The sequence below is a fragment of the Roseiarcus fermentans genome (assembly GCF_003315135.1).
Classification (GTDB): Bacteria; Pseudomonadota; Alphaproteobacteria; order Rhizobiales; family Beijerinckiaceae; genus Roseiarcus; species Roseiarcus fermentans.
This window is the reverse complement of record NZ_QNRK01000005.1, coordinates 1-26,495: the sequence shown is the minus strand read 5'-3', so window position 1 is coordinate 26,495 and position 26,495 is coordinate 1. Positions and strand designations below refer to the sequence as shown.

The following is a 26,495-nucleotide window of genomic DNA, read 5'->3' as shown; positions in this document are numbered from 1 at the left end:
CCGATCTAGCGCCGCTCAATCGGCGTCCTGTTCCGTCACCACCCGTCCGATGAACGGCAGCTCCCGGTAGTAATGCGCCACGTCCATGCCGTAGCCCACGACGAACGCGTCGGGGCAGACGAAGCCGACGAAATCGGCGGTGAGCGGAACGGCGCGCTTGCCCGGTTTCTCGAGCATCGTGCAGATGAGCACGCGCCGGGCGCCGCGCGCCGCCAGGAGATCCTTGGCGAAGGCGAGCGTTCGCCCGGATTCGAGGATGTCGTCGATCACCAGCACGTCCCGGTCGCGCACCGGCGAGTCGATGTCGCGCAGGATCCTGACCGTTCCGCTCGACACCGTTCCGTCGAGATAGCTGGACAGATGAAAGAACTCGACCTGCGGCTCGAGCCCGGCCCGATGCAGCGCGCGCAGGAGATCGGCGGCGAACATGAACGAGCCCTTCAGGATCGCCACCACCAGCAGGTCCTTCGGAGCGGCGGCCGCGATCTCCCGGGCCAGCGCTTCGGTTCGCGCCGCGATCGCCGTTTCGTCGAACAGAACCTTGACGCGTCTCTCGCCGCTCATGAGCGTATCCTCGATCGGGCAAGCCCCGTCTTGCACCTTTCCGGTCCGTCAGCATAGCCGCCGAGGCCGGCCTTTTCCAAGCGCCGGATCGATAGCCGTCGAAAGCCGCCCAGGCGCGGCGTCGTTCGGTCGCCATCCCGAATCGACGGCTTGCGAACCCGGGGCCGATTGCCGATCCGCGATCCGTCGATTACGGATTCGCGCGAGCCTTTCGCGGCGCTCCCTTCCAGGCGATTCCCTTGCTTCACTTCGAAAACGTCGGTTTGCGCTACGGAATGGGCGAAGAGGTCGTCAGCGATCTCAATTTCTCCATCGCCCCGCAAACCTTTCAGTTCCTGACCGGGCCGTCGGGCGCCGGCAAGACCACGCTGCTTCGGCTGATGCTGCTGTCGCTGCGGCCGACGCGCGGGACCATCCATATATTCGGGCGCGACTCGGCGACCCTGACCAAGGACGAGCTCACCGGGCTCAGACGGCGGATCGGCGTGGTCTTCCAGGACTTCCGCCTGCTCGATCATCTCACGACCTACGAGAACGTCGCCCTGCCGCTGCGCGCGCTCGGCCGGGCGGAATCGAGCTACCGGGCGGAAGTCATGGAGCTCTTGCGCTGGGTCGGCCTCGGCCAGCGCATGAACGCCATTCCCCCGGTTCTGTCCGGCGGCGAGAAGCAGCGCGCGGCGATCGCCCGCGCGCTCATCGTCCGGCCCGAGTTGCTGCTCGCTGACGAGCCGACCGGCAACGTCGACCCCGGGCTCGCCCGCCGGCTGCTGCGCCTGTTCGTCGAGTTGCACAGGCTCGGCACGGCGGTCGTGATCGCCACCCACGACCTGCAGCTCATGGATCAGCTCGGCTTCGCCCGGCGGATGGTCGTGGGCGACGGGAGGGTCGACATTTTCGAGGGGAACCCGGAATGACCGAGCCCGGGGACGACGGCGCCGCTCCGATCGCGCCGTCTTCCGAGGCGGCCGTCGCCCGCGGCGCGCCGCTCATTCCGCGCGACTCGATCTCCGGCAGCGCGCTCGTCGTCGTGGTCGCGATCATGACGTTTCTCGCCTGCCTGACGGCCGGCGGCGCCCTGCTCGTGGCGCAGGCGTCGCAGGCGTGGAAAACGGATGTCCTCAGCGATCTCACGATCCAGGTGAAACCCGGACCGGACGACGACGTCGACCGGGTGGTCGAGCGGGTGGTCGCGATCGCGGTCCGCCAGGCGGGGAGCGGCGCCGTCCACGCCTACAGCGCCGACGATTCGAAGAAGCTGCTTCAGCCCTGGCTCGGCGACAACATCGACCTCGCCCTTCTCCCCGTTCCGCGCATCGTCGTCGTCCGGCTCGCCAACGATGCCGACATCGCCGCGCTGCGGACGAGCCTCGCCCGCGAGGCGCCGCAGGCCGACCTCGACGACCATCGGGTGTGGGCGTCGCGAATCAGCGTCATGGCCGGCGCGATCGTGTCGCTCGCGCTGGCGATCTTCCTGCTCGTCATCGTCGCCATGGCGACGGCGATCGGCTTCGCCACCCGCGGCGCGGTGGCGGAGAACCGCGAGATCGTCGAGGTGCTGCATTTCGTCGGCGCCTCCGACCGGTTCGTCGCCAATCAGTTCCACGGCCATTTTCAGCGCCTGGGGTTCCAGGGCGCGGCGATCGGCGGCGGCGCGGCGATCGCCTTCTTCCTCGCCGCAGCGGGGCTGTCGCGCTGGTCGGCGAACTCGCCCGGCGGCGCCGAGCTCGCGGCGCTGTTCGGTTCGTTTGCGCTCGGCCCCGGCGGCTACTTCGGACTTCTCCTCGTCGCCGGCGTCGTCACGCTGCTCACCGGGATTCTCTCCCGCAGGATCGTGGTCCGTCACTTGCGCGCGCTGCAATAGTGGTATCAAGGCCGCCCCTGTCCTCCTTCGCCGACTGTCCGCCATGCTCGCCGTCCGCTCGATCGCCTTCAACATCCTCTTCTACCTGACCCTGACGGTCCTGATGATCGTGGGCGCGCCTGTGCTGCTGGTCGGCCGGCGCGGCGTCTTCGCCCTGGCCAACCTGTGGCGGGCGGCGTCGGTCTGGCTCCTCGAAACGATCTGCGGCCTGAAGGTCGAATATCGCGGCCTGGAGAACATTCCGCCCGGCGCGGTGATCATCGCCGCCAAGCACCAGTCCTTTCTCGAGACCTTCGCACTGCTCAAGTACGCCCCGGATTTCGCCATCATTCTCAAGCGCCAGCTGACCTACATTCCCTTCTTCGGCCTCTATCTGATCGTCTCGAAGCAGATCGCCATCGACCGCGCGCGCGGTCGGCAGGCGTTGCAGCAGATCGAAGCCGCCGCCAAACCCGTGCTCGCCGCCGGCCGGCAGATCTTCATCTACCCCGAGGGCACGCGCCGCCCGCCCGGCGCGCCGCCGCGCTACAAGATGGGCGTGACCGCGCTCTACGGGGCGAACGACGTCCCCTGCCTCCCGGTCGCGCTGAACACCGGGCTGTTCTGGCGGCGGCGCGGGTTCCTGCGCCGCCCCGGCGTCGCCGTGATCGAGTATCTGCCGCCGATCCCGCCGGGTCTGGGCCGCGACGCCTTCATGGCGCGACTCGAGTCCGAGATCGAAGCGGCCTGCGATCGTCTGAACGCCGAGGCCGCCAACCGCGACCCGTCGTTGCTGGCGCTGCTCGAAGTCGGGGCAAACTGCGATCGTCTCGCCGCTCCGGCTTGACGAGGGTCTCTTTTTGTTCCAATCATGTTCGTGTTCCGTAGCGGAGCCTGGACATGTTGTCATACAACGTCGGCGTTGATTCGAACGGCGGCGACAGGCCGCCCGGGCTGCGCTCGGGCCTCGGGACCGACCGAAGCGAGCCGGGGAGCCAAGTGTTCGCGGCCCTGTCCCGAACCGCGCTGGCGAGGCGATTCCGCTCGTGGCGGGGGGTCTCCGGCAAGAGCTACGTCTTCACCGTCTACCCGGCTTCCGACTGTCCGGCCTATTGCGACGCCGTGCTGCTCGCCGCGGCCTTCGACGGCGACGGCGCGCGCCGGGTCCTCGCCGTCCTCGACACCGGCGCCTTCCCCGAGCCGGCGCTGGCGCGCGCGGAACGGGAGCTGGGCCGTTCGGCGGAGCAACTCGAGTTTCACGTTCACCTGTTGTCGAGCTCGGCCGCGGATCGCCGCGAGACGATCGCCGACCTGTCGGCGGGTCTCGTTGGCCACACCCGGCCCGACGCGGGCATCGACTCGTGACCGCCGAGGCGGGCGCAGTCCCTGGGAGTGACGATCGCCCAAACCTTCCAGTCCGCAAGGGGGCCGGCGCGGCTCTCAACGAGAGGCCGCCCCTTCCAAGGCGCGCCGGTCCGGCTCTTCGCAAGCGACGGCGGACTCGCGGCTGCTCCGCCCGGCCTGTCGCGGCGATACGGGACCGCTGACGACCGTTCGCCCTCGACCTCCTCGACTCCGGCCCGCGTCGCCTAGCGCCCGGCCTTTCCGTCGTCCGGAACGCGTCGACCGAAATCCGGCGCCGCGGTCTCCTGCCCCTGCGCGACGATCCCGAGGCGAATGCCGCGCGTCCGGGTGAAGAGCGCAAACAGCCCGTCCCCGTCCCCGCGCCGGATCATCCGCTGCAACGCCGTCAGATCCTCGCTGAACCGGCCGAGCATCTCCAGCACCGCGTCCTTGTTGTGCAGGAACACGTCGCGCCACATGGTCGGATCGGAGGCCGCGATGCGGGTGAAGTCGCGGAAACCGCCGGCGGAAAACTTCATCACCTCCGAGCGCGTGACGTCCTCGAGATCGGCCGCGGTGCCGACGATGTTGTAGGCGATCAAGTGCGGAACATGGCTCGTGATCGCCAGCACGAGGTCGTGGTGGGCCGCCTCCATCACCTCGACATTGGCGCCGATCGCTTCCCACAAGCGCCGCACCTGCGCGACCGCCGCGGCGTCGGCGCCCTCCGGCGGCGTCAGAATCGACCAGCGGTTGACGAACAGCGTCGCGAATCCGGCGTCCGGCCCCGATTGTTCCGTGCCCGCCACCGGATGGGCCGGCACCAGCCGGGCGTGATCGGGCAGAACCGGCTGCAAGGCGGCGATCACGTCCGCTTTGACCGAACCGACGTCGGATACGATCGCCCCGAGTTTCAGCGCCGGCGCGATCGCCCGCCCAATCGCCGCATTGGCGCCGACCGGGGCGCACAGGATCACGCAATCGGCGTTGCGCACCCCTTCTGCGAGGTCGGTCGTGAACGCGTCGCCGAGTCCGAGCGCCTCCGCCCGACCGAGCGCCTCCTCGGAGGCGTCGGCCACCACGATGCGGCGCGCCGCATTCTGGCGACGGATCGCCCGCGCCAACGACGACCCGATCAGGCCGATGCCGATGATCGCGAGTTCGTCGAACACCGGCTCGTCGAGCGGCGGGCCCAGCCGCTCGCTCATGACCGCGACCTCTCGACGAACTCGGCCAGCGCCTCGACCACACCGCGGTTCGCCTCCGCCGACCCCACCGTCAGCCGCAGGCTCTGCGGCAGCCCGTAGGCGCTCATAGCGCGCAGAATATATCCGCGCGCGCTCAGGAACGCGTCCGCTTCCGACGCCGTTCCGACGCCGTTCCGCCCGAAGGTCAGCAGGACGAAATTCGCCACGCTCGGCGTCGGTTCGATCCCGAGCGCGCCGATCGAGGCGGAAAGCCAGGGCAGCCATCGGTCGTTGTGAGCGACGGCCGCCTCGAGGTGCGCCGCGTCGTCGAGGCTCGCGGCGCCGGCGGCGATCGCCGGACCGCTGAGGTTGAACGGCGAGCGCACCCGGTTGATCGCATCGGCGACGCGCCGCGGCCCGTAGGACCAGCCGATGCGCAAGCTGGCGAGACCGTGAATCTTCGAAAACGTACGCGTCATGACGACGTTTTCGCACGAGGCCGCGAGTTCGAGCCCCGCCGCGTAGTCGTTGCGCGTCACGTATTCGGCATAGGCCGCGTCGAGCACGAGCAGGCAATCGGCCGGCAGCGCCGCGTGCAGCCGCCTGATCTCCGCGTAGGGCAGGTATGTGCCGGTCGGGTTGTTGGGATTGGCGAGATAGACGATCTTGGTCCGTGGTCCAACCTTGCCGAGGAGCGCGTCGACGTTCGCGGTGCGGTCCGTTTCCGGCGCGACCACGGCCGTCGCGCCGGCGGCGCGAATGGCGATCGGATAGGCGAGAAACCCGTGCGCGCTGTAGACGCCCTCGTCGCCCGGGCGAAGAAACACGTGGGCCAGCAGCGCCAGGATTTCGTCCGACCCATTGCCGCACAGGATACGGTCGGGTTCGAGGCCGAACCGTCGCGCGATCGCCTCGCGCAAGACCCGCGCCGATCCGTCCGGGTAGGCCGCGAGATCGTCGGCTCGCGCCCGGTAGGCGTCGATCGCCTTCGGCGACGGTCCGAGCGGCGACTCGTTCGACGACAGTTTGTGGACTTTGGCGACGCCTTCCACCCGGCTTCTGCCGGGGACGTAGATGTCGATGTCCAGGATCTCGGGACGGGGTTCGGGGCGCAACGAAGAAACGGCGGTCATGGCTCTCGATAGCCTCGGGCGCCCTCCGGGCGCAACGTCGCAGCGTCCGCCCGCGCCGCATGCGCTCCGATCTCGACGCTGCGCACGTCGCGCGCTCCGGCGGCGCGCAACGTCGCCGCCGTCAGCTCCGGGTCGATCGCGCCCGGCCGGGCGATCAGCAGCCCGAGGCCCATACGCTCGGCCGCCGACGCGACGATCTCCGCTCCGATCGCGGCCAGCGCGAACGGATAGTCCGGCCGCCAGCGATCGAGGCTGACCGCCTCCAGCACGACGTCGCGCGCCCCCCCGTCGGCGAGCGGCCGCGAGATCACGAACACCGGCATGCCGGCCGGATGGTCGGAGCGCTCGACGAACGGCAGGCGCGCGATCACCTTGGGGGCTTCGCGCGGCGTCAGCCGCGTCCACCAGGCGTCCGCGCGCGGTCCGCCGTCGAGCGCGAACATGCCCAGATCGCCGGTCGAACCGGCGACCGCGGCGATCACGTCGCCGGCGCCGAGATGGGGCACGCACGGCACGGTGAAACCGAAATGGAAGCGCGCCGAATCGCGCATCGGCGCATCGCCGCGCGAGACGTCGACGTGCACGCTGTAGGGCGCCTGGATGTAGGTGAAGGTCGAGATGATGATCCGCCAGATCCCCTCGACCGTGTCGAGGGGCAGCAGTCCGCGATGGCGCTCGACGATCGCGCGCATCATCGACGCCTCGCGCGCCGGGCGGAATGCGGAGCCGCCGCCCTGCTGCGTCTTGATCTCGATCAGCCGATCGATGATGCGGCCGCGCTCCATCAGGAGTTCGTGCATCGCCCGATCGATCCGGTCGATATCGCTGCGCAGGTCGGCGAGCGTCGGCCGCGGCGAGCCTGGCTCCAGCGCCTCGTCCGTCACCGCTCCGCTCCTCGCTGTCAGGTGTTCATCGATTCGAAGAAGCCGGCGTTGGTCTTCGTCTCGCGCAGCTTGCCGAGCAGGAACTCGATCGCGTCCACCGTGCCCATCGGATTGAGAATGCGCCGCAGCACATACATCTTCTTCAGGATGTCCGGCGGGACGAGCAGTTCCTCCTTGCGGGTTCCGGATCGGGTGATGTCCATCGACGGGAAGGTGCGCTTGTCGGCCACCTTGCGGTCGAGGATGATTTCCGAATTGCCGGTGCCCTTGAACTCTTCGAAAATGACCTCGTCCATGCGCGAGCCGGTGTCGATGAGCGCGGTGGCGATGATCGTCAGCGATCCGCCTTCCTCGATGTTGCGCGCGGCGCCGAAGAACCGCTTCGGCCGCTGCAGGGCGTTGGCGTCGACGCCGCCGGTCAGCACCTTGCCGGAGGAGGGGACGACGGTGTTGTAGGCGCGGCCGAGGCGGGTGATCGAATCGAGCAGGATCAGCACGTCGCGGCCATGCTCGACCAGGCGCTTGGCCTTCTCGATCACCATCTCGGCCACCTGCACGTGGCGGACCGCCGGCTCGTCGAACGTGGACGACACCACCTCGCCGTTGACCGAGCGCTGCATGTCGGTGACTTCTTCCGGCCGCTCGTCGATCAGCAGCACGATCAGGTAGCACTCGGGGTGATTGGCGGTGATCGACTGGGCGATGTTCTGCAGGAGGACGGTCTTGCCGGTGCGCGGCGGGGCGACGATCAGCGCCCGCTGGCCCTTGCCGATCGGCGCCACGATGTCGATCACCCGCGACGACATGTCCTTGCGGGTCGGATCCTCCACCTCGAGTTTCAGTCGCTCGTTCGGATAGAGCGGCGTGAGATTGTCGAAGTGGATCTTGTGACGCGTCTTCTCCGGGTCCTCGAAGTTGATCGCCTTGCATTCGCGCAGGGCGAAGTACCGCTCGCCCTCCTTCGGGCTGCGAATCACGCCTTCGACCGTGTCTCCCGTCCGCAGCCCCAGCCGCCGGATCTGGGACGGCGAAACGTAGATGTCGTCGGGCCCGGGCAGGTAGTTGGCGTCGGCCGAGCGCAGGAAGGCGAACCCGTCCTGCAGGATCTCGACCACGCCTTCGCCGATGATCTGGACGTCGACGCTCGCCAGCTGCTTGAGAATGGCGAACATGAGCTCCTGCTTGCGCATGGTCGAGGCGTTTTCGACCTCGTTCTCCTCGGCGAAGGCGAGGAGCTCGGTGGGAGTCTTCTGTTTCAAGTCTTTGAGTTTGATTTCCCGCATCGGGGACCTTTGCCTCGGACGGTCGGCCCGAGGCCTTCCGTCGCAACATGAGAGGAGGGTGGAAAGCGCTCTACGGAGGGTCCGCGGCCTAATTGGGCCGCCCTGGCCGGACAAACCCTGGGGTCCGCGGCCATGAGTGAGGCGCGTTGATGATAAGCGAGCCTTTCATAGTCGGCTCGAATGCGATTTTCAACGGTCAATTGCAGCGCGTCGCCGATCGCCTCAGAACGGTTTCAGGACGACCAGCAGGACGATCAAAATCATCAGGATCGTCGGAACCTCGTTGAGCACCCGGTAGAAAACCCCCGGACGGTCGTTGGCGTCCCGTGCGAACAGCTTCAGGCGCCGCGACAGGTAGCCGTGAACCGCCGCGATTGCGAGCGCCAGCGCGATCTTGACGTGCAGCCAGGGCGCCGTCCAGTAGCCGCCCCACCAGGCGAGCAGCGGTCCGGTGACGAAGACCACGATCATCGACGGGTTCATGATCGCCTTGAGAAGCCGCCGCTCCATGATCTTGAACAGTTCGGAGGCCTGCGAGCCCTTCGGCGTCTCCGTGTGGTACACGAACAGCCTGGGGAGATAGAGGATCCCCGCCATCCAGGCGATCACCGCGATGATGTGCAGGGCCTTGACCCAGAGGTACGTGTCCATTGGCTCCGGGAGAGTTCGTCAGGGAGGCCACCGCGAATAGGGGGCTTCGGCGAGCTGTGCAAGGCCTCGACGGGAGGCAAGACAGGAAAGATGGAATCTGGAGTCTGATTTCTTTTCTAGGGTGTCCGTAGCCGAGATTCCGGATTGCGCCTCGTTCGTCCCCTGAAAGCGGCGCCGCCGCCGCTCTTGCGCCGCCGTCGTCCGGCGTATCGCCTTAACGCTTCGTTAAGGATTTCTTGCCGTTGCCCGTGGGATGGAGAGCGGGCGCCGGCTTATCCCCGGAATTCACCGGAGCCGGCCGATTCCGTTTACCGATTGTCCACGATTTCCATCCTGGGGAGAAAACGCGGCGGCGATCCCGGGGCCGCCGCTGATTCTTGGCGGGGGACAGCGCCTGTCCCGCCCTGTCCACAGCGCTATTCACCGACTATAACCGACGGGAATTCTCGGGGGTGATCGACCTTGGGCCGCAGCTATTTTCACCTCCATCTCGTGTCCGATTCGACGGGCGAGACCCTGATCGCCGCGTCGCGGGCCGCGTCCGCCCAATACCAGGGCGTCGCCTCCATCGAGCACGTCTATCCTCTGGTGCGGACGCCCGAGCAGCTCGATCGCGTCATTGCGGAAATCGAGAACGCGCCGGGCATCGTCTTGTTCACCCTGGTCGACGCAAATCTGTCGCGGCGGCTCGAGGAGAGCTGCGAGACCTTCGGCTCGCCCTGCCTCAGCGTCCTGGGGCCGATCCTGAACCTGTTCAAATCCTATCTCGGGCAGAACTCGACCCCGCGCGCCGGCGCGCAGCACATGCTGAACGCGGACTATTTCAAGCGCATCGACGCCCTGAATTTCACGATGATGAGCGACGACGGCCAGCTGCCGGAAAATCTCGAGCATGCCGACATCGTCCTCGTCGGGGTCAGCCGCACCTCGAAGACGCCGACGAGCATCTACCTCGCCAACCGCGGCTACAAGACCGCCAACATTCCGCTCGTGCCGCACGTCCCGCTGCCGAGCGGGCTCGTGCACCTGCGCCACCCGCTGATCGTCGGTCTGGTGGCCTCGGCCGACCGGATCGTCCAGATCCGTCAGAACCGCCTGTTGTCGCTCAACGCCGACGCGCAGAGCGAATATGTCGACCGGGTCGCGGTCGCGGAGGAGATCGCCGCCTCTCGGCGTCTGTTCGCCGACAGGAGCTGGCCGGTCATCGACGTGTCGCGCCGGTCGATCGAGGAAACCGCCGCCGCCATCCTCGATCTCTACCGCGCCCACCGGCTCAAGTTCATCACCCATGGCTGACGCCTCCGGCGACGTCCGCACCCCCAAGCCGGCCCTGTGGACAGGACGCGCGCCTCTGGTCCTCGCTTCGCGGAGCGCGAGCCGGCTTGCGCTGCTCGCCGCCAGCGGGCTGACGGTCGAATCCGTCGCCCCCGACGTCGACGAGCGCGCCGAGGAAGCGCGGCATTTCGCCGCCGGCGGCGCGGTCGGCGATCTGGCCTGCGCCCTCGCCCGCGCCAAGGCCCTGGCCGTCAGCGCGGCCCGGCCGGACGCCTGGTGCATCGGCGCCGACCAGACCCTGACCGTCGAGGGCCGCCTCCTCCACAAGGCGCGCGACCGACGCGAGGCGGCGCAGTCGCTCGCCGCGCTCGCCGGACGCACCCACCGGCTGACTTCCGCCGTCTGCGTCGCCCGCGGCGGCGCGGCGCTTCTCGTCACCGAGGACACGGCCGAACTCGACATGCGTCCGCTCGATGACGAGACGATCGGGCGCTACCTCGATCTCGCCGGACCCGCGGTCCTGTCGAGCGTCGGCGTCTATCAACTCGAAGCGCTGGGCGCGCACCTGTTCGAGCGCATCCGCGGCGATCACTTCACCATCCTGGGGCTGCCGCTGCTCGCGCTGCTCGCCTGGGCGCGGGCTGAAGGACTGCTTTCGCTATGACGCAGCCCAGCGCCCGCGTTCGCGCCGGAGTGGCGGGATGGCCCGTCGCCCATTCGCGCTCGCCGCTCATCCATGGGTTCTGGCTGGAGCGGCTCGGAATCGAGGGCGCGTACGAGCGCTTTCCTGTTCCTCCGGGCGCCTTTGCAGCCTTCGCGGCCGAGATCGGCAGGAACGGCCTCGTCGGGTCCAATGTCACGGTCCCGCACAAGGAGGCGGCGTTTGCGGCCTGCGATCGCCGGACGCCGACCGCCGAGGCGCTGGGCGCCGTCAACACGCTCTGGCGCGAGGACGGGCGGCTGTGGGGCGACAACACCGACGTCGCAGGGTTTCTGGCCAACATGGACGAGGCGGCGCCGGGCTGGGCGGATCGCCGCTCGGCGCTGGTGATCGGCGCCGGCGGCGCCGCGCGCGCAATCGTTCATGCCCTCGTGTCGCGCGGGTTCGAGCGCGTCGTCCTGGTCAACAGAACGCGGAGCCGGGCCGAGGCGTTGTCGGCCGCCTTTGGCGCGCCCGTCGTCGTCGCGGGGTGGGACAATCTTCCCGAGCTCCTTCCGGGCGCCGATTGCCTGGTGAATACGAGCACCCTCGGCATGGCGGGGCAGCCGCCGCTCGCCATCGACCTGCGAACCCTGCCGCCGGACGCGGTCGTCTCCGACATCGTCTATGTTCCGCTGCGCACCTCCCTGATCGAGGCGGCGCGCGCCCGCGGCCTGAGGACCGTGGAGGGCCTCGGGATGCTCCTCCACCAGGCCGCGCCGGCGTTCGAACGATGGTTCGGGCGCCGGCCGGAGGTCACGCCCGAATTGCGCGCGCTGGTCGAGGCGGACGTCCGGGCGCAGGAGGCGGGGCGATGATCGTGGCGGGACTGACCGGCTCGATCGCGATGGGCAAGTCGACGGTCGCGGCCATGTTCGCTGGCTTCGGCGCGCCGGTGTTCGACGCCGACGCCGCGGTGCGCGCCTTTTACGCCGGCGACGGCGTCGAAACGATCGGGCGCGCCTTTCCCGGCGTTGTCGTCGACGGCCGGGTCGATCGCGATCGACTGTCGCGGGTCGTTCTCAACGAGCCCGCGGCGCTCGCGCGACTCGAGGGCCTGGTGCATCCGGCCGTCGCGGCGATGCGGAAGCGTTTCGTGTCCCGCGCCGCAGGCGATGGGCGCCGGATCGCGATCGTCGACGTGCCGCTGCTGTTCGAGACCGGCGGCGACAAGGAGGTGGACCTCGTCATCGTGGTCAGCGCGCCCGCGCCGGCGCAACGCGCCCGCGCGCTGGCGCGGACGGGGATGACCGACGAAAAGCTCGATGCGATTCTGGCGCGTCAGATGGGCGATTCGGAAAAGCGTCGCCGCGCGCATGCCGTCATCGACACCGGCGGCAGCCTCGAAAAGACGCGCGCCCAGGTGGCGCAATGTCTGCGCGCCGTCGCGGGTCTGGAAGGACGTAGGACCGACCATGCGTGAGATCGTGCTCGACACGGAAACCACCGGCCTCAGCCCGGCCGAGGGACACCGGCTGCTCGAGATCGGCGCCGTCGAAATCATCCACCAGGCGCCGTCCGGGCGCGTTTTCCATCACCTGATCAACCCGGAGCGCGACGTTCCCGAGGAAGCGGCGCGGGTTCACGGCCATACGGCGGAGCATCTCAGGGACAAGCCCGTCTTCGCCGCGGTGGTGGACGAGTTTCTGGCGTTCGTCGGCGACGCGCGGATCGTCATTCACAACGCCGAATTCGATATGCGCTTCCTCAACGCCGAACTGGCCTTGCTCGGCCGTGAGCCGATCGCGCTGGAGCGGGTCGTCGACACGCTGGCTCTGGCGCGCAAGAAACACCCGGGGCAATCGAACAGCCTCGACGCTTTGTGCGACCGCTACCGCATCGACCGCTCGAAGCGGGTGAAGCACGGGGCGCTGCTGGACGCGGAGATCCTGGTCGAGATCTACAGCGAACTGACGGGAGGGAGGCAGCGGTCTCTGTCGTTCGACGACGCGCGCGACGTCGGCGGAGCCGGGTTCGCGCCGACCTCGCGCCCGCTCGCGCCGCGCCCGGCCCGAGCGGCCCGTCTGCGCCCGGAGGAGGCTGAGGCGCACGCGGCGTTCCTGACCGCCCTGGGTGAAGGGGCGATCTGGCTTCGCTATCCGGTCGCGGTCGAGGCGCGAACCGGGACCTGAGATCAGGCCGGCTGGGTTTGTTGCTGGCCGCCGGCGGCGGCGAGACGCTGCAGGTAGAGGGCGTGGAAATCGATCGGGTCGATGAACAGGGGCGGGTAGGACCCGCCGCGAACGGCGTCGGCGATGATTTGGCGCGCGAACGGGAACAGGAGGCGCGGACCCTCGATCATGACGATCGGCTGAACCTGCTCGGCCGGGAAGTTCTCGACGCGGAAAACGCCGGCGTAGTTGAGCTCGAACTTGAACATCGTGTCGGCGCCCTGCCCGGCGCCGCCCTCGAGCATCAGGCTGACCTCGTAATCGGTCGGGCCGAGCTGGCGGGCGTTGACGTTGATCTGAACCGAAAGATTGGGCGAGGTCGGCTGCGGACCGAGGGTTCGCGGCGCGTTCGGGTTCTCGAACGACAGGTCCTTGGTGTACTGCGCCAGCACTGTGAACCGGGGGGACGTGCTCGGGGCTTCCGCGCCGTTACCGTTGTCTTCGGCCATCTCTCCGCTCCTCTTGTCCGCCTCGCCCGATCGTTCGCACGCGGTGCGCGTCGAGCCGTGAAATCTCGTGGCGTCGCCTAGCACGCCGGATCAGGGCGAACAAGCAGCGAGCGGGAGCCGCCGCGCCGGGCGAACGGTTGCGCCGCCAGGCGGCGGTCGCCGGCTCATTGGCCGGACTCGATTCGCTTCAGGAGGGCGACGTCCGCATAGCCGTCCGGAGGCAGGCCGTTCCGCTCCTGGTACTTCCGCACCGCGGCGCGCAGCGTGTCCCCGACCATCCCGTCGATCGCCCCGGGATCATAACCCAGCGACTTCAGTCGAGACTGAAGATTGCGCACCTCGTTCGGTCCGAGGGCGCGGTCCGACGGCGGCCAGGGCGCCCTGAGACCGGACCGGCTCACGATTTCGTCGCCGAGCAGAGCGACGGCGAGCGCGTAGACCGTCGAGGAATTGTAGGTCTTGATGACGTCGAAGTTGGCGGTGACGAGGAAGATCGGCCCCTTGAGCCCGGTGGGCATCAGCAGACGGCCCACGCCCTCTGCCGGCAACGGCTTTCCGTCCGCTCGCACGACGCCTCGGGCGGCGAAGTCGGAGAACGCCGCCGGCGCCGCCGAATCGGCGTCCCTGAGCGTGAACCCGGGCGGCAGCGTGACTTCGAAGCCCCAGGGAAGCCCCCGCTTCCAGCCGTTGGCGGCGAGAAATCGGGCGGTCGAGCCGATGGCGTCGGCTTTGCTCGTCCAGACGTCGCGCCGCCCGTCGTTGGTGAAGTCGACCGCGAATTCGAGAAAGCTGGACGGCATGAACTGGGTCTGGCCCATCGCGCCCGCCCACGAACCGACCATTGCGCGCGGCGCGATGTCGCCGTTCTGGAGAATCATCAGCGCCGCCAGCAGTTCGTCGCGGAAATAGGTGTCTCGGAAACGAACGAAAGCCAGCGTCGCGAGGGAACGGATCACGTCGAACGTTCCCTGGGACGAGCCGAAGTCCGATTCGAGCCCCCAGATCCCCGTCAGGATCGCTGGATCGACCCCGTACATCTGGCCCGCCTCGTCGAGCCACGACGAAACCGTCTGCGCAGCTACCCGCCCGCGGGCGATCCTGTCGGGCGAGACCGCGGCGGCGATATAGTCCCGAACCGGAATCGTGAACTCGGCTTGCCGTCTGGTCGCCGCAACGACTTTCGGGTCGAAGGCGACGCCTGCGAAGGCGTCGTTGAACGTCTTCCGCGAGACGCCGAGAATTTCCGCCATCGGCCACAGCGAGGCGACGAAGCCGGCGAAGGCGAGGTCGCGCGCCGCCGGCGGGCGGCGGGCCGGCGCGTCGGCCAATGCGACGGAACCCGCCAGGACGAGGATCGCGACCGCCCGGGCCAGGGCCCGGAAACGGCGCCGCAGCCGCGCCCCGCGCATTCCGTTTCGCGCCAAGCCCTCGTTCCTCCGACCGGGCGCCGAAAAAACGGCGCCGGGACGGCCGATCATACCAGAATCGCGAGGCGGAAAGAGCCCCGGCCGGCTTCGCCCGGCTACTCCTTGATGTCGTCGGGCCTCGGCATCGAGATGACGTTGTAGCCGGCGTCGACGAAATGGACCTCGCCGGTGACGCCTTCCGACAGACTCGACAGCAGATAGAGCGCGGCGCCGCCGACGTTCTCGATCGTCACGGTGCGGCGCAGCGGCGAGTGCGCGCGCTGAAAATTGAACATGAAGCGCGCGTCCGCGATGCCCGCTCCCGCCAGCGTCCGGATGGGTCCGGCGGAAATCGCGTTGACGCGGATGTTGTCCGGGCCGAGGTCGGCGGCGAGATAGCGGACGCTGGATTCCAGCGCAGCCTTGGCGACGCCCATGACATTGTAATTGGGCATCACCCGGGTCGAGCCGCCGAAGGTGAGCGTCAGCATCGCCCCGCCCGAGGGCATCAGGGCGGCGGCCCGCTTGGCTGCTTCGGTGAACGAAAAGGCGGAGATCACCATCGTGCGGACGAAGTTCTCCCGGCTCGTGTCCGCGTAGCGGCCCTTCAATTCGTTGCGGTCCGAGAAGCCGATGCAATGGACGAGGAAGTCGATCGACCCCCACGCCTCGGCGATCCGGGAAAAGACCGAATCGACGGACCCCAGGTCCTCGACGTCGCAAGGCGCGACCAGCGACGAGCCGAGACTTTCGGCGAGCGGGGTCACCCGCTTGCCGAGCGCCTCGCCCTGGTAGGTGAAGGCGAGTTCCGCGCCCTCGGCGGCCAGCGCCTTGGCGATTCCCCAGGCGATCGAATGGTCGTTCGCCACGCCCATCACGAGGCCGCGTTTCCCATGCATCAGGCCGGACGACATCGCGCGCTCTTCGGGTTCTCGGGATCGGGTCTTGCGGGGCGCCGTCAGGCGTCGACGTGCTTGAACACGAGCGTCGCGTTGGTGCCGCCGAAGCCGAACGAGTTCGACAGGACGGCGCGCAGATCGACGTTGTCGCGCCGCTCGCGCAGGATCGGCATGTCGGCGAAGGCCGGGTCGATCTCGTCGATGTGCGCGCTCTCGCAGATGAACCGGTCGCGCATCATGAGGAGCGAGTAGATCGACTCGTGCACGCCGGTCGCCCCCTGCGAATGGCCGGTGAGCGACTTGGTGGCCGAGATCGGCGGGCACTTCTCGCCCGAGCCGAACACTTCGCGCAAAGCCTCGATCTCCTTGACGTCGCCGACCGGCGTCGAGGTGGCGTGCGGATTGATGTAGTCGATCGGGACCTTCACCGTCGCCAGCGCCTGGCGCATGCAGCGGGCCGCGCCCTCGCCCGACGGCGCGACCATGTCGTGCCCGTCCGAGGTCGCGCCGTAGCCGACGATCTCGGCGTAGATCTTCGCGCCGCGCGCCTTCGCCCGCTCGTAGTCCTCGAGCACGAGAACGCCGGCGCCGGCGGAAATCACGAATCCGTCCCGGTTCCGGTCGTAGGCGCGCGAGGCGCGCGCGGGCGTGTCGTTATAGGCCGACGACATCGCCCCCATGGCGTCGAACAGCGCCGACAGCGTCCAGTCGAGCTCCTCGCAGCCGCCCGCGAACATCACGTCCTGCTTGCCCATGAGAATCTGCTCGTAGGCCGCGCCGACGCAGTGATTGGAGGTCGCGCAGGCCGAGGCGATCGAGTAGCCGACGCCCTTGATCTTGAACCAGGTCGAGAGCGTCGCCGACGCCGTCGAGCTCATGGCTTTGGGCACCGCGAACGGTCCGATCTTTTTCGGCCCCTTGGCGCGGGTGATGTCGGCGGCCTCGACGATGGTGCGCGTCGAGGGGCCGCCGGAGCCCATGATGATGCCGGTCCGCTCGTTGGAGACTTCATCGGGCGCGAGCCCGCTGTCGGCGATCGCCTGTTCCATGGCGACGTGATTCCAGGCGGCGCCGCCGCCCAGGAAGCGCAGCGCCCGGCGGTCGACCACCTCCTCGGCGACGAGGGTCGGGGCGCCGTGGACCTGCGAACGGAAGCCGAGCTCGGCCATTTTCGCCGACCGGGTGACGCCGGATCGGGCGTCGCGAAGGCTGGCCGCCACCTCCTCGGCGTTGTTTCCGATCGACGATACGATCCCCAGCCCGGTGACGACGACGCGTCTCATCCCAATCTCTCCATGAACAGCGCGTCGCGGCGGGCCCGCTCGTCAGGCTGAAGCGGGGGCGGTCGGCGTGAACAGGCCGACCCGCATGTCCTTCACGTCGTAGATGCGCTTGCCGTCGGCTTCCAGCCAGCCGTCCGCAATGCCGAGAACGAGCTTGCCCTTGAAGACCCGCTTGATGTCGACGCCGTACACGACCTTCCTGACGGTCGGAAGCACCTGATCGGCGAACTTGACCTCGCCGACGCCGAGCGCGCGCCCGCGTCCGGGCAGACCGAGCCAGCCGAGAAAGAACCCCGTGAGCTGCCAGAGGGCGTCGAGCCCGAGACAGCCGGGCATGACCGGGTCGCCCTTGAAGTGGCAGTCGAAGAACCACAGGGTCGGCTTGATGTCGAATTCCGCCCGGACCCCGCCCTTGCCGTTGGCGCCGCCGGTCTCCGAAATTTCGGAAATCCGGTCGAACATCAGCATCGGAGGCAGGGGCAGCTGAGCGTTTCCCGCGCCGAACAAATCGCCTCTGCCGCAAGCCAGGAGGTCTTCGTAGGAGAAGCTTTTGCGCCGTTCTGCCATGATCGCCGTCTGTCAATCGGGCCGACGCGGCGAGACGCTCGAACCCTTGAACGCGGCTTCGTAACACAAGCGCCCTCTGATCGAAAGCGCGGCGCGGCCTCGTGGCGCTTTTGTCGCGACTGATGCGCGACGGCCACAGGGCTCGCCGGACTCGAGACCGCCGCAGGCTTCAGTCGGGCGCGCCGTAGGCCGATGGAATGAAACCCTGGTCGGTGACGACGACCCAGTTCGGACCCTGCCGCTCGACGCGTTCGACGCGGCCGGCGCCGGGCAGATAGTCTCCCGCCCGCACCGGGCGCTCGCCGTAGCGACCGCCGACAAGGGCCATGTCGTCCTGCGCGCCGAGCACGACGTAGCCGCGCAGCGCCTGCCTCGGCCGCGCGATCGACCCGGTCGGGTCCATCGAGACATTGGCCCCGAATGTCGGCGGAGGCGCCGCCGGGCCCGGCGGCGTCGCAGCCGCCTGCGCCGGCTTCTTCTCGAGCCTGTCGAGCCGCGACGCGAGGTCGGCCGTGCGCGCCGTCGTCTCCTGGTCGACCCGCTGGCCGAGCCGGTCGAGCTTGGCGCCCTGCTCGCGATCGAGCTTCTCGACCCGCTGCGAAAGCTGCGCGATCGCCGCGGCGAGCTCCCGCGACGTCGTGGCGGCCGACTTCATGTCGCCGACCGAACGGCGAAGCTCGGCGAGGTCGTCTCGTCCCTTCGCGCTCTCGATCGCCTGCAGCCGCGCGTTGAGCGCGGACACGGTCTGCTCGAGCGTCGCATTCTCGCGAGCGCGCTCGGCGAGCAGGCCGGCCTGCCGGTGGCGATCGACCGCGACGAAGGCGACCGCCGCGAGGGCGATGGCGGCGAGCCCGAGGGACGCGAAGGCCACCGCCGATCGGCGGTGCGGGCGCGGCCGGGCTTCCGTACGTCCGCGATCTTCCAGATCCTCCCAGGCGATGCGCGACGGGACCGCGGGCAATGCCGCAGGCCGGCGCGCAAGCTCCCGGGACGGCGCCCGCCCCGGACCGTCGGACGAGGCGCCGTCGGGCGCGCCGGCGTCTTGGCGATCGGACGCGGTTGGCCGGGAACCGTCGCGGCTTTCCGCCGTTCCGGCGGCGTCCATGTCTTCGAGGGGGTGGTCGCTCATTTCGGCATCGCCCGCGGTTCACGATAACGTGTTTGATTGTCCGCCCGCGGGATTAACGAACCATTGGCCATCGGCCCGGCTGACGAGGAGGATGACCTCATGACTGTGATGAAATTCGGAGTTGGCCAGCCCGTTCGCAGGGTCGAGGACGATCGGCTCGTCCGCGGAGAAGGCCGCTACACGTCGGACCTCGCGCCCGACGGCGCGCTGCACGCGGTCTTCGTCCGCAGTCCCCACGCGCATGCGCGCTTTTTCGCGCATGGCCGGGACCGGGCCGCGGCGGTCGACGGCGTCGAGGCGGTCTACCTCGCCTCGGACTTCGCCGATCTCGCCGACCTGCCCTGTTTCGGGTTGGTCGCCAACGCGGACGGATCGAAGACGCCGTCGAAGCCGTATCCGGCGATGGCGAGGGACGAAGCCCACCACGTCGGCGACATCGTCGCCATGGTGGTCGCCCGCTCGGAGTTCGCCGCGCGCGACGGCGCGGAAGGGCTCGCGATCGACTGGGAGCCGCTTCCGGCGGTCGCCGCGGCGGTGGACGCGCTGCGCCCCGAGGCGGTTCGGGTGTTTGCCGGCGCGCCCGGCAACGTGGCGTTCGACGCCCGCCTCGGCGACGCGGCGAAGACCGACGAAGCGTTCGCCGCGGCGGCGCGCACAGTCGCGATCACCATCGTCAACCCGCGCGTCGTCGCCAACTACATGGAGCCGCGCGGGGCGGTGGCGGCGTACAATCCCGACACCGGCAAGCTGACCCTGCACGTCGGCAGCCAGGGCGTGCACGGGCTCCGCGACGCCGTGGCCCAGGTGCTGAAGATCGCGCCCGATCAGCTGCGCGTGACCACCGGCGACGTGGGCGGCGGCTTCGGCACGCGGATCTTTCTCTATCGCGAATACCCGCTCCTGCTCGTCGCGGCGCAGAGGCTCGGCCGTCCCGTCCGCTGGCAGGCCGACCGCTCCGAGCACTTCGTCGGCGACACGCACGGACGCGACAATGTCGCGACGGCGGAGATGGCGCTCGACGCGGACGGCCGGTTTCTCGCCCTGCGCGTCGACGTCGTCGCCAATCTCGGCGCCTATCTGTCCCAGTTCGCCCCCTTCGTTCCCTGGCTCGGGGTGACGATGGCCACCGGCCCCTACGCCATCGACGCGCTGGCGGCGCGGGTGCGCGGCGTCTACACCCATACGGTTCCGGTCGACGCCTACCGCGGCGCGGGTCGGCCGGAGGCGGCCTACCTGCTCGAGCGGCTGGTCGACCGCTGCGCCCGCGAGACCGGACTGTCGCAGGAGGAAATCCGCCTGAGGAACTTCGTTCCGTCCGCCGCCATGCCCTACCTGACGCAGACGAAGCGCACCTACGACGTCGGCGATTTCGCCGGCGCGCTGACCCGCTGCGCGGACAAGGCCGACGTCGCCGGCTTCGCCGCTCGCGCCGCCGAGTCGAAGGCCCGCGGACGGCTGCGGGGCCTGGGCCTTGCGAGCTACGTCGAGTGCACGGCGATGGGCGCGGGCGAGTCCGACACCTCGCTCACGCTCGGCAAGGACGGGACCTTCACCCTGCTGATCGGCACCCAGTCGACGGGGCAGGGGCACGAGACCGCCTATGCCCAGGTCGTCTCCGAACGGTTCGATATCCCTCTCGAACGCATCCGGGTCGTGCAGGGCGATTCGGACCGGGTGAAGAGCGGCGGCGGCACCGGCGGCTCACGCTCGATTCCGATCGGCGCCGTGACCGCCGGCCGGGCCGCGAAGACGCTCGCCGACTCGCTCGCCGACCTCGCGGCGGACGCGCTGGAAGCAGCCGCCTCCGATCTCGAGATCGTCGACGGCGCGTTCCGCATCGTCGGCACCGACCGATCGCTGTCGTTCGCCGAGATCGCCGCGCTGCCGGCCGCGACGCCCGACAGGCTCGAGGGCCTCGGCGCCTATACCCCGGACATGGCGACCTATCCCAACGGGACGCACATCTGCGAGGTCGAGATCGACCCCGACACCGGCGTCGCGCGGCTCGACCGGTTCACGATCGTCGACGACTTCGGCGCGACCCTCAATCCCCTGCTGCTCGAAGGACAGGTGCACGGCGGCGTCGCCCAGGCCGTCGGCCAGGCGCTGATGGAAGGCGCCGTCTACGATGACGACGGCCAGCTCCTGACCGCGAGCTTCATGGACTATTGCATGCCGAGGGCCGATAATTTTCCCGCCATCGCCTTCGAGACGCGCAACGTGCCCTCGACCACCAATCCGATGGGGTTGAAGGGAGCGGGCGAAGCGGGCACGATCGGGGCGGCCCCGGCGGTCGTCAACGCCGTCGTCGACGCGCTGTGGCGCGCCTACGGCGTTGCGGACATCGACATGCCGGCGACGCCGCAGGCGATATTTCGCGCGATTCGCAAGGCGGAGGCGTCGAAGCGTCCCGCCTGACGCAAAACGGCTGACGAGGACGGGAGGAAGCGATGAAAATGCTGGGCAGAGGGTCGGTCGCGTTCGCAGCCCTGGCGGTGGGGGTCGGGGCCGCGTTGGCGATGTCGGGCGCGGAGGCGATCAAGGAGCGGCGCGCGCTGATGAAGGACAACGGCGAGGCGACGAAGCCGGTCATCGCGATGCTGAAGGGCGCGCCGTTCGATCTCGCGACCGTGCAGAAGGCGCTGGCGACCTACGAGAACGCCGCCGCGAAGATGCCCGGTCTGTTCCCGTCCGACAGCCAGGCCGGCGACACCCACGCCCTCGCGGCGGTCTGGACCGACACGGCCGACTTCGACGCGCGCTTCAAGAAGCTCGGCGCCGATTCAGCGGCGGCGTCCGGCGCGATCGTCGACGCGGCGACCTTCAAGGCCAATATCATGGGGGTCCTGAAGAACTGCCAGGGCTGTCACGAGACCTATCGCGCCAAGGAGAGCTGACCGGCGGCGGCGCCGATGACGACGTCGCGCACCGCGCTCGCGGTCGGGATCGCCATCCTCGTCGCGGGGGTGGCGGCGGCTGCATGGGTTCTCTCCGCGCCGCGTCCAATCGACCCCGAGACGGCGCGCGCCGTCTCGGCGCCGGGCGACCCCGGCGCGGGAAAGATCGTGTTCTTTCTCGCCGGATGCGATTCGTGCCACATGTCGCCGGGCCAGACCGACCCGCTGCGCCTGGGCGGCGGGCGGGAGCTGAAGACGCCGTTCGGCTCGTTCTTCCCGCCGAACATTTCTCCCGACCGCGCCGACGGGATCGGCGCCTGGTCGGCGGTCGACTTCGCCAATGCGCTGATGGCCGGCGTCTCCCGCGACGGCGGGCACCTCTATCCGGCGTTTCCCTATCCCTCCTACGCGCGGATGTCGGTCGACGACGTCCGCAACCTGTTCGCCTTCCTGAAGACCGCGCCGCCGGTTTCCGGACGCGCGCCGGCCGATCGGCTCGGCTTTCCGTTTTCCATCCGCAGGGCGCTGGGGTTCTGGAAACTGCTGTACATGCCGGCGGTCCGCCCGGTCGCGGCGGCGCCGGCCGATCCGCAGGATCGCGGGCGCTATCTCGTCGAGGGTCCGGGCCATTGCGGCGAGTGCCACACGCCGCGAACCTTTCTCGGCGGTCCGGTCGAGTCGCGCCGCCTGACGGGCGCGCCGCTTCCCGACGGCAAGGGGAAGGCGCCCGACATCACCGCCGCCGGGCTCGGCGACTGGTCGGACAGCGACATCGCCTACGCCCTCTCGACCGGCTTCACGCCGTCCGGCGATTCGCTCGGCGGTCCGATGGCGGCCGTGGTGCGCAATCTCGGGCAGGTTCCGCAGGGCGACCTGAACGCGATCACCCACTTTCTCAAGACGGTCCGGCCGGCCGCGCCCTGAGACCCTCAGGCCGCCTCGGCGGCGTCCTTGCGGATGCGCTCGATCATGGAGCGGACGCCGTTGGACCGCTGCGGCGTGAGGTGCTGTTCGAGGCCGAGCGAGCGGAAGGTCGCCATGGCGTCGGTCGCCAGAATGTGGGCCGGCGTCTGGTCGGAATAGAGCGCGATCGCGATGGCGACGAGGCCGCGCACCAGATGCGAGTCGCTGTCGCCGCGATAGTGCAGGATGGTCTCGCCGGCCTCGTTGGCGCGAAGCGCCTTCTCCAGCCAGACCTGGCTCACGCAGCCGCGCACCTTGTTGACGTCGTTATGCGCCTCCGCGCTCAACGGCTCGAGCCCGTGACCGAGCTCGATCACATAGCGATAGCGATCCTCCCACTCGTCGAGCGAAGAAAAATCCTCCTGGATCGTGTCGAATGCAGTCACCGGCGCCTCGCGAAACTCGGATTGCGGCGCAGTATAGCGACCGGCCGCCGGCCGTGGCCAGCGCTCATCAGTTGGAGCGGCCCGGCTCGAGCCTGCGCGAAGGCCGGGCGTCGCTCGCGACGGCCGGGCCGACCGCCGCGGCGCCGGGGTCGATCAGCCCGAGCGCGACGGCGGCGTCGAGGGCTTTGTGCAGGTCCGCGATCCGATGGCGACAGGCGTCGGTCGCGCCGCGGACGCAATCCGCCAGCGGATTGGCGCCCATGAGGCCCGCTGATCCATCGGAAACGAGCGAGCCGAAGTCGAGCGGCATCTGGCTGTACACCAGGCCCAGCCAGAAAATCGTTCGTACGACGAAGCCCACCGACGCCTCCAAGCGCCGGCAGCGTAGCCGAGAGGCTCGAAGGAATCGTCGCAAGGTCTGATCGAATTGTATGCGCTTCGACAAGATTTCCTTAACCAGGCGCGCCGGCTGTCGGCACGGATTGTTAACCATGCCGCGGAACACCGTCTCAGTTCGGCGACGATGTCTCAACCTTAGCGTTGGGTTAAGATCGGCGTGCGATCCCTGTTCGCAAGGACCATGCGGACCAGATCGCGCCGTTCCTGGACGGCGCGCGACCGGGCGCGCGTCCTCTCGAAGCTGGAGATCGGGGAGACGACCGATGACCGAAGCGCTTGCCCGTATTCGCAACGATGCCGTCCTGTCGCGGCCGGGAAAGAAATCCGCGCCGCGCGGACCGGGCCTGCTCAGGCGGACGGTGGACCTCGCGGCGGCTCTCTCGCCTCGCTTCGTCGTCGGGGCGATCCTGTCGGCGCTCCTCGTCGGCATCGGGGTGAACGCGCTCGTTCTTCAGCGCGAGCGCCATCCTGCGCCGTTGTTCGCGCCTCCTCCTCCGCAAAGGGTCGCAGCGCCCGTCCCGGTCGCTTCGCCGCCGCCGCCTCCCCCGTCCGCCCCCGCCGCGCGCGAGCCGCCCGCGGCGGCGCCGCCGTCTCCCCCGCCGGCCGCGCGGTCCGCGGCGCCGGCCGCGCGCGCGCCGGACGCGATCGGAGACCTTCTCCGGGGCGAGCCGCCGGCCGACAATTCGAGGCTCGTCAAGGAGGCCCAGACGGCGCTGGCCAAGCTCGGCCACGCGCTCAAGGCCAACGGCGTTCAAGGGCCTGCGACCGACCAGGCGCTGCGCGAATTCGAGCGTGCGCATGGGCTGCCGCTTTCGACCGAGATCACGCCCCGACTGGTCAAGCAATTGAGCGCGGCGGCGCGCGCGGCCGCGCACTGACGACATGCGCCTGAGGGCCGACATCTGGGTCGCCGCCTATCTTCGCCGCCGCAATGCAGACGGCGCGTTCGCCGCGCTGCGCCGCCGCGGGGCGGCCGAAGCGGGCGCGATCGTCGTCAAGCTCGATCGCCTCGACGGCCGCGCCGCGCTCTACGGCCCGGCGCCGCAATCCCTGTCGGCCGAGGCGCCGCCCGGCGTCGACCGGGTCTTCACGCGAATGCACGACGCGGAATGGATCGACCCCGCCGAGGCCGAGGCGCGCCTCGCGCGCCAGGTGCGGTTCGATCCCGATCTCTGGATCGTCGAGGTCGAGGACCGCAACGGCGAGCCGCGGATCGACCTCGTTTCCTGACGGTTCAATATCGCGCCTTTCGTGAGGACCAGCGCTTTCGCCCAGGTTGTGGATATTAAGTGGATATTAACGCACTGGAAAGCGTTCAGAGATAGTTGTCGCGCGTCTCAATTTCGCCACCTCGAAGTACAAGATCGTGCGGATCCCACGCGCAGGAGCAAGATCTATGATCAAGGCTTTCCGAAAGCTCTTCAATGACCGTTCCGAAGCCACCGTCATTGAGTATGCGGTGATCGCGTCGCTGATCGCCATTTTCATCGTGACCGCGGCCGAGACGGTCGGAACGAAGAGCGGCGGCGTGCTCGGCGAATTCGCCGCTTCGCTGCGCTGAGGCGCCGCTCCGCCCGGCGGAGCGGACCCCGGGTCCGCGCGATGCGCTCCCGCCGGCCTTGTGTGAAACACCCTCCGACTCGCCCGGATCATCCGCATGAGCGACGAGGACGCCCGCCGCCGCATCCCGCCGCCGCCCGGGCCTCGCCCGAGACCCCTGGCGCGCCGCGCCGTTCGCCGCGCCGGCCTTCTCGTTTGGGCCTCGCTCGCAGGCTTCGCCATCGGCGTCGGCTATCGCTTCCTTTTTGATCAGAGCGCCGAAGCGACGTTGGGGAACTTCCTGCGCAGCGGGTTGCACGGCGTAGGGCTCGGCTTCACCGTCTGGTCCGTCCAGATCGGTTTCGCCTCCGCCGAGCGGTCGCGCTTCGGCGCCAGGCTTCGGCGCCTGCCGCTCGCGGTGGAGGCGCTCGTGAAAGCGTTGACCCTGACGGTCGCGCTGATCGCCGTCGGTCTGGCGCTGCAGGCCCTTCTTTATGCCGAGCCGTACCGGCTCGACTGGCTCACCCGGCGCTGGCTGACCACCAATCTGCCGCGCATCGTGGCGATCGGCTTCGGCCTGTCGCTGGTGTTCGGCGCGCTCGCCGAGACGCTGCGGCTGATCGGCCGGCCGATGCTGACCAGCGTGCTCCTGGGAACCTACCTGCGCCCGTCCCGCGAGCAGCGGATCGTGATGTTCCTCGACCTCGCCCATTCGACCCGGCTCGCCGAGGCGATGGGCGAACTTCGGGTCCACGACCTGATCACGCGCTTCTTCTTCGACATCGACGAGGCGATCAGCGACTCGGGCGGCGAGGTGCACGCCTATGTCGGGGACGAGGTGGTGATCCTCTGGCCCGTGACCGGGAACCGCGCGCTCGACTCCCGGTGCGTGGCGAGCTTCTTCGCCATCGACGACGCCATCGTCCGCCTCGCCCCGGCCTACCGCGCGGAGTTCGGCCTGGTTCCGGAGTTCCGCGCCGGCGCGCACGTCGGGCCCGTGATCGTCAGCGAATGCGGCGGCGAAAAGCGGCAACTGGCGCTGTTCGGCGATACGATGAACGTCGGCTCCCGCCTGTGCGACCATTGCAAGTCGGTCAACGCCCGCTTCGTGGCGTCGGGCGACCTCGTCGGGCGGATCACGATTCCGGACGGCGTGAGGGTCGCCGAGGCCGTCGAGGTCGCCATTCGCGGCCGCCAGTCGCCGGTCGTCGCCCACGTCGTCGAGCGGGCCGCCCCTCGGGACGACAGGCGTTGCGGATGACGGCGTCGAGCCCGCGCGGCGCGGATGCGGCGCCGAAGGGGAGCGCGGCGTCCGGAAAGCAATGTGTTGTGAAAAGCAGAAGTTTCGACTAGGCTGTTCGGATTGGACGTGTGTCGCTTGCGGCGCAAGCGCCCGGCTGTTTGAAAGCGGAACCAGACCCTGCGCGGTCTTACGCTTGCGATTGTGACGTTAGCCCGTCTTCGCGGATTCGGCCAATTTTCGGGTAGCGGCGTGAAGGAAAGCAATGGCTTGAGCGAAAAGGTCTTCACTACAAGAGGGGTTTTT

At 69.1% G+C, this 26,495-nt stretch carries 30 protein-coding genes; 16 read left to right on the top strand and 14 right to left on the bottom strand.

Going from position 1 to position 26,495, the window contains the following annotated elements:
* Window positions 1-15 precede the first annotated feature (15 nt).
* The gene (gene hpt, locus DFR50_RS05505; protein ID WP_113888203.1) at window positions 16-564 is read right to left on the bottom strand and encodes a hypoxanthine phosphoribosyltransferase; all 549 of its coding nucleotides are present in this window, start codon (window positions 562-564) and stop codon (window positions 16-18) included.
* A 275-nt stretch (window positions 565-839) separates the two neighbouring features.
* Here hpt and DFR50_RS05500 point away from each other — a divergent pair, with 275 nt between their 5' ends.
* Genes DFR50_RS05500 through DFR50_RS05485 form a run of 4 tightly spaced genes read left to right on the top strand, consistent with a single transcriptional unit; the run spans window position 840 to window position 3,769 of the window.
* Window positions 840-1,478 carry a cell division ATP-binding protein FtsE gene (locus tag DFR50_RS05500; protein ID WP_113888202.1) on the top strand — a complete coding sequence of 213 codons (639 nt, stop codon included), beginning with the start codon at window positions 840-842 and terminating at the stop codon, window positions 1,476-1,478.
* Window positions 1,475-2,425 carry a cell division protein FtsX gene (locus DFR50_RS05495; RefSeq protein WP_113888201.1) on the top strand — a complete coding sequence of 317 codons (951 nt, stop codon included), beginning with the start codon at window positions 1,475-1,477 and terminating at the stop codon, window positions 2,423-2,425. The genes DFR50_RS05500 and DFR50_RS05495 overlap by 4 nt, the downstream gene beginning before the upstream one ends.
* A gap of 43 nt (window positions 2,426-2,468) precedes the next feature.
* Window positions 2,469-3,251, top strand: a complete 783-nt coding sequence (locus DFR50_RS05490; protein WP_113888200.1) for a lysophospholipid acyltransferase family protein — start codon at window positions 2,469-2,471, stop codon at window positions 3,249-3,251.
* A gap of 53 nt (window positions 3,252-3,304) precedes the next feature.
* Window positions 3,305-3,769 carry a hypothetical protein gene (locus DFR50_RS05485; RefSeq protein WP_113888199.1) on the top strand — a complete coding sequence of 155 codons (465 nt, stop codon included), beginning with the start codon at window positions 3,305-3,307 and terminating at the stop codon, window positions 3,767-3,769.
* Between the two features lie 224 nt (window positions 3,770-3,993).
* On the opposite strand, the gene DFR50_RS05480 is transcribed toward DFR50_RS05485, so the two are convergent.
* From DFR50_RS05480 to hemJ, 5 genes are all read right to left on the bottom strand, one after another.
* Window positions 3,994-4,956, bottom strand: coding sequence for a prephenate/arogenate dehydrogenase family protein (locus DFR50_RS05480; RefSeq protein ID WP_113888198.1), 963 nt, complete (start codon window positions 4,954-4,956; stop codon window positions 3,994-3,996).
* Window positions 4,953-6,068, bottom strand: coding sequence for a pyridoxal phosphate-dependent aminotransferase (locus DFR50_RS05475; RefSeq protein WP_113888197.1), 1,116 nt, complete (start codon window positions 6,066-6,068; stop codon window positions 4,953-4,955). The genes DFR50_RS05480 and DFR50_RS05475 overlap by 4 nt, the downstream gene beginning before the upstream one ends.
* Window positions 6,065-6,952, bottom strand: coding sequence for a chorismate mutase (locus DFR50_RS05470; protein ID WP_245427335.1), 888 nt, complete (start codon window positions 6,950-6,952; stop codon window positions 6,065-6,067). Before DFR50_RS05470 ends, DFR50_RS05475 begins: the two co-directional genes overlap by 4 nt.
* A 17-nt stretch (window positions 6,953-6,969) precedes the next feature.
* Window positions 6,970-8,235, bottom strand: a complete 1,266-nt coding sequence (gene rho, locus DFR50_RS05465) for a transcription termination factor Rho (RefSeq protein ID WP_113888196.1) — start codon at window positions 8,233-8,235, stop codon at window positions 6,970-6,972.
* A 222-nt stretch (window positions 8,236-8,457) separates the two neighbouring features.
* Window positions 8,458-8,886, bottom strand: a complete 429-nt coding sequence (gene hemJ, locus DFR50_RS05460; RefSeq protein WP_113888195.1) for a protoporphyrinogen oxidase HemJ — start codon at window positions 8,884-8,886, stop codon at window positions 8,458-8,460.
* A gap of 462 nt (window positions 8,887-9,348) precedes the next feature.
* On the opposite strand from hemJ, the gene DFR50_RS05455 reads away from it, so the two are divergent.
* The 5 genes from DFR50_RS05455 to dnaQ are packed head-to-tail and all read left to right on the top strand — an operon-like array spanning window position 9,349 to window position 12,993.
* Entirely contained in the window at window positions 9,349-10,182 is an 834-nt protein-coding gene (locus tag DFR50_RS05455; protein WP_113888194.1) for a pyruvate, water dikinase regulatory protein, read from the top strand.
* Window positions 10,175-10,825 carry a Maf family protein gene (locus tag DFR50_RS05450; RefSeq protein ID WP_113888193.1) on the top strand — a complete coding sequence of 217 codons (651 nt, stop codon included), beginning with the start codon at window positions 10,175-10,177 and terminating at the stop codon, window positions 10,823-10,825. The genes DFR50_RS05455 and DFR50_RS05450 overlap by 8 nt, the downstream gene beginning before the upstream one ends.
* Complete coding sequence (locus DFR50_RS05445) at window positions 10,822-11,679, top strand: shikimate dehydrogenase (protein ID WP_113888192.1); 858 nt, start codon at window positions 10,822-10,824, stop codon at window positions 11,677-11,679. Before DFR50_RS05450 ends, DFR50_RS05445 begins: the two co-directional genes overlap by 4 nt.
* The gene (gene coaE / locus DFR50_RS05440; protein WP_113888191.1) at window positions 11,676-12,284 is read left to right on the top strand and encodes a dephospho-CoA kinase; all 609 of its coding nucleotides are present in this window, start codon (window positions 11,676-11,678) and stop codon (window positions 12,282-12,284) included. The genes DFR50_RS05445 and coaE overlap by 4 nt, the downstream gene beginning before the upstream one ends.
* Window positions 12,277-12,993, top strand: a complete 717-nt coding sequence (dnaQ, locus tag DFR50_RS05435) for a DNA polymerase III subunit epsilon (RefSeq protein WP_113888190.1) — start codon at window positions 12,277-12,279, stop codon at window positions 12,991-12,993. Before coaE ends, dnaQ begins: the two co-directional genes overlap by 8 nt.
* A 2-nt stretch (window positions 12,994-12,995) precedes the next feature.
* On the opposite strand, the gene secB is transcribed toward dnaQ, so the two are convergent.
* The 6 genes from secB to DFR50_RS05405 all read right to left on the bottom strand — a co-directional run bounded on the left by secB (window position 12,996) and on the right by DFR50_RS05405 (window position 18,507).
* Window positions 12,996-13,481 (bottom strand): protein-export chaperone SecB, encoded by a 486-nt coding sequence (gene secB, locus DFR50_RS05430; protein ID WP_113888189.1) that lies wholly within the window; start codon window positions 13,479-13,481, stop codon window positions 12,996-12,998.
* Window positions 13,482-13,645: 164 nt separating this feature from the next.
* Window positions 13,646-14,905 carry a lytic murein transglycosylase gene (locus tag DFR50_RS05425; RefSeq protein ID WP_245427333.1) on the bottom strand — a complete coding sequence of 420 codons (1,260 nt, stop codon included), beginning with the start codon at window positions 14,903-14,905 and terminating at the stop codon, window positions 13,646-13,648.
* A 98-nt stretch (window positions 14,906-15,003) separates the two neighbouring features.
* Window positions 15,004-15,801, bottom strand: a complete 798-nt coding sequence (gene fabI / locus DFR50_RS05420; protein ID WP_113888188.1) for an enoyl-ACP reductase FabI — start codon at window positions 15,799-15,801, stop codon at window positions 15,004-15,006.
* 44 nt (window positions 15,802-15,845) lie between these two features.
* Window positions 15,846-17,069, bottom strand: coding sequence for a beta-ketoacyl-ACP synthase I (gene fabB, locus DFR50_RS05415; RefSeq protein ID WP_113888187.1), 1,224 nt, complete (start codon window positions 17,067-17,069; stop codon window positions 15,846-15,848).
* 42 nt (window positions 17,070-17,111) lie between these two features.
* Entirely contained in the window at window positions 17,112-17,636 is a 525-nt protein-coding gene (fabA, locus tag DFR50_RS05410; RefSeq protein WP_113888186.1) for a 3-hydroxyacyl-[acyl-carrier-protein] dehydratase FabA, read from the bottom strand.
* A gap of 169 nt (window positions 17,637-17,805) precedes the next feature.
* Complete coding sequence (locus DFR50_RS05405) at window positions 17,806-18,507, bottom strand: hypothetical protein (protein ID WP_147262660.1); 702 nt, start codon at window positions 18,505-18,507, stop codon at window positions 17,806-17,808.
* Window positions 18,508-18,864: 357 nt separating this feature from the next.
* Between DFR50_RS05405 and DFR50_RS05400 the strand changes: the two genes are divergently transcribed.
* The 3 genes from DFR50_RS05400 to DFR50_RS05390 are packed head-to-tail and all read left to right on the top strand — an operon-like array spanning window position 18,865 to window position 22,586.
* Complete coding sequence (locus DFR50_RS05400; protein ID WP_113888184.1) at window positions 18,865-21,183, top strand: xanthine dehydrogenase family protein molybdopterin-binding subunit; 2,319 nt, start codon at window positions 18,865-18,867, stop codon at window positions 21,181-21,183.
* 32 nt (window positions 21,184-21,215) lie between these two features.
* Window positions 21,216-21,662 (top strand): c-type cytochrome, encoded by a 447-nt coding sequence (locus tag DFR50_RS05395; RefSeq protein WP_245427331.1) that lies wholly within the window; start codon window positions 21,216-21,218, stop codon window positions 21,660-21,662.
* A gap of 15 nt (window positions 21,663-21,677) precedes the next feature.
* Window positions 21,678-22,586, top strand: a complete 909-nt coding sequence (locus DFR50_RS05390; protein ID WP_113888183.1) for a c-type cytochrome — start codon at window positions 21,678-21,680, stop codon at window positions 22,584-22,586.
* Between the two features lie 5 nt (window positions 22,587-22,591).
* On the opposite strand, the gene DFR50_RS05385 is transcribed toward DFR50_RS05390, so the two are convergent.
* Together DFR50_RS05385 and DFR50_RS05380 are read right to left on the bottom strand one after the other, a co-directional pair.
* Window positions 22,592-23,011, bottom strand: a complete 420-nt coding sequence (locus tag DFR50_RS05385; RefSeq protein WP_113888182.1) for a SufE family protein — start codon at window positions 23,009-23,011, stop codon at window positions 22,592-22,594.
* Between the two features lie 67 nt (window positions 23,012-23,078).
* The gene (locus DFR50_RS05380) at window positions 23,079-23,372 is read right to left on the bottom strand and encodes a hypothetical protein (RefSeq protein ID WP_147262659.1); all 294 of its coding nucleotides are present in this window, start codon (window positions 23,370-23,372) and stop codon (window positions 23,079-23,081) included.
* A 301-nt stretch (window positions 23,373-23,673) separates the two neighbouring features.
* Between DFR50_RS05380 and DFR50_RS05375 the strand changes: the two genes are divergently transcribed.
* The 4 genes from DFR50_RS05375 to DFR50_RS05360 all read left to right on the top strand — a co-directional run bounded on the left by DFR50_RS05375 (window position 23,674) and on the right by DFR50_RS05360 (window position 26,210).
* Window positions 23,674-24,288, top strand: a complete 615-nt coding sequence (locus tag DFR50_RS05375) for a peptidoglycan-binding domain-containing protein (protein WP_113888180.1) — start codon at window positions 23,674-23,676, stop codon at window positions 24,286-24,288.
* A gap of 4 nt (window positions 24,289-24,292) precedes the next feature.
* A complete protein-coding gene (locus DFR50_RS05370) occupies window positions 24,293-24,640 on the top strand; it encodes a DUF1491 family protein (RefSeq protein WP_113888179.1) in 348 nt (115 codons plus the stop codon).
* A 166-nt stretch (window positions 24,641-24,806) separates the two neighbouring features.
* On the top strand, window positions 24,807-24,971 hold the full coding sequence (locus DFR50_RS05365) for a Flp family type IVb pilin (RefSeq protein WP_113888178.1): 165 nt from the start codon (window positions 24,807-24,809) through the stop codon (window positions 24,969-24,971).
* 96 nt (window positions 24,972-25,067) lie between these two features.
* Complete coding sequence (locus tag DFR50_RS05360; RefSeq protein ID WP_113888177.1) at window positions 25,068-26,210, top strand: adenylate/guanylate cyclase domain-containing protein; 1,143 nt, start codon at window positions 25,068-25,070, stop codon at window positions 26,208-26,210.
* Window positions 26,211-26,495 lie beyond the last annotated feature (285 nt).

What these genes read in the sequence shown, in the direction of transcription:
- hpt (WP_113888203.1), bottom strand. Translation starts at nt 564, where the DNA reads ATGAGCGGCGAGAGACGCGTCAAGGTTCTGTTCGACGAAACGGCGATC.
- DFR50_RS05500 (WP_113888202.1), top strand. Translation starts at nt 840, where the DNA reads ATGGGCGAAGAGGTCGTCAGCGATCTCAATTTCTCCATCGCCCCGCAA.
- DFR50_RS05495 (WP_113888201.1), top strand. Translation starts at nt 1,475, where the DNA reads ATGACCGAGCCCGGGGACGACGGCGCCGCTCCGATCGCGCCGTCTTCC.
- DFR50_RS05490 (WP_113888200.1), top strand. Translation starts at nt 2,469, where the DNA reads ATGCTCGCCGTCCGCTCGATCGCCTTCAACATCCTCTTCTACCTGACC.
- DFR50_RS05485 (WP_113888199.1), top strand. Translation starts at nt 3,305, where the DNA reads ATGTTGTCATACAACGTCGGCGTTGATTCGAACGGCGGCGACAGGCCG.
- DFR50_RS05480 (WP_113888198.1), bottom strand. Translation starts at nt 4,956, where the DNA reads ATGAGCGAGCGGCTGGGCCCGCCGCTCGACGAGCCGGTGTTCGACGAA.
- DFR50_RS05475 (WP_113888197.1), bottom strand. Translation starts at nt 6,068, where the DNA reads ATGACCGCCGTTTCTTCGTTGCGCCCCGAACCCCGTCCCGAGATCCTG.
- rho (WP_113888196.1), bottom strand. Translation starts at nt 8,235, where the DNA reads ATGCGGGAAATCAAACTCAAAGACTTGAAACAGAAGACTCCCACCGAG.
- hemJ (WP_113888195.1), bottom strand. Translation starts at nt 8,886, where the DNA reads ATGGACACGTACCTCTGGGTCAAGGCCCTGCACATCATCGCGGTGATC.
- DFR50_RS05450 (WP_113888193.1), top strand. Translation starts at nt 10,175, where the DNA reads ATGGCTGACGCCTCCGGCGACGTCCGCACCCCCAAGCCGGCCCTGTGG.
- DFR50_RS05445 (WP_113888192.1), top strand. Translation starts at nt 10,822, where the DNA reads ATGACGCAGCCCAGCGCCCGCGTTCGCGCCGGAGTGGCGGGATGGCCC.
- coaE (WP_113888191.1), top strand. Translation starts at nt 11,676, where the DNA reads ATGATCGTGGCGGGACTGACCGGCTCGATCGCGATGGGCAAGTCGACG.
- dnaQ (WP_113888190.1), top strand. Translation starts at nt 12,277, where the DNA reads ATGCGTGAGATCGTGCTCGACACGGAAACCACCGGCCTCAGCCCGGCC.
- secB (WP_113888189.1), bottom strand. Translation starts at nt 13,481, where the DNA reads ATGGCCGAAGACAACGGTAACGGCGCGGAAGCCCCGAGCACGTCCCCC.
- fabI (WP_113888188.1), bottom strand. Translation starts at nt 15,801, where the DNA reads ATGTCGTCCGGCCTGATGCATGGGAAACGCGGCCTCGTGATGGGCGTG.
- fabB (WP_113888187.1), bottom strand. Translation starts at nt 17,069, where the DNA reads ATGAGACGCGTCGTCGTCACCGGGCTGGGGATCGTATCGTCGATCGGA.
- fabA (WP_113888186.1), bottom strand. Translation starts at nt 17,636, where the DNA reads ATGGCAGAACGGCGCAAAAGCTTCTCCTACGAAGACCTCCTGGCTTGC.
- DFR50_RS05400 (WP_113888184.1), top strand. Translation starts at nt 18,865, where the DNA reads ATGACTGTGATGAAATTCGGAGTTGGCCAGCCCGTTCGCAGGGTCGAG.
- DFR50_RS05395 (WP_245427331.1), top strand. Translation starts at nt 21,216, where the DNA reads ATGAAAATGCTGGGCAGAGGGTCGGTCGCGTTCGCAGCCCTGGCGGTG.
- DFR50_RS05390 (WP_113888183.1), top strand. Translation starts at nt 21,678, where the DNA reads ATGACGACGTCGCGCACCGCGCTCGCGGTCGGGATCGCCATCCTCGTC.
- DFR50_RS05375 (WP_113888180.1), top strand. Translation starts at nt 23,674, where the DNA reads ATGACCGAAGCGCTTGCCCGTATTCGCAACGATGCCGTCCTGTCGCGG.
- DFR50_RS05370 (WP_113888179.1), top strand. Translation starts at nt 24,293, where the DNA reads ATGCGCCTGAGGGCCGACATCTGGGTCGCCGCCTATCTTCGCCGCCGC.
- DFR50_RS05365 (WP_113888178.1), top strand. Translation starts at nt 24,807, where the DNA reads ATGATCAAGGCTTTCCGAAAGCTCTTCAATGACCGTTCCGAAGCCACC.
- DFR50_RS05360 (WP_113888177.1), top strand. Translation starts at nt 25,068, where the DNA reads ATGAGCGACGAGGACGCCCGCCGCCGCATCCCGCCGCCGCCCGGGCCT.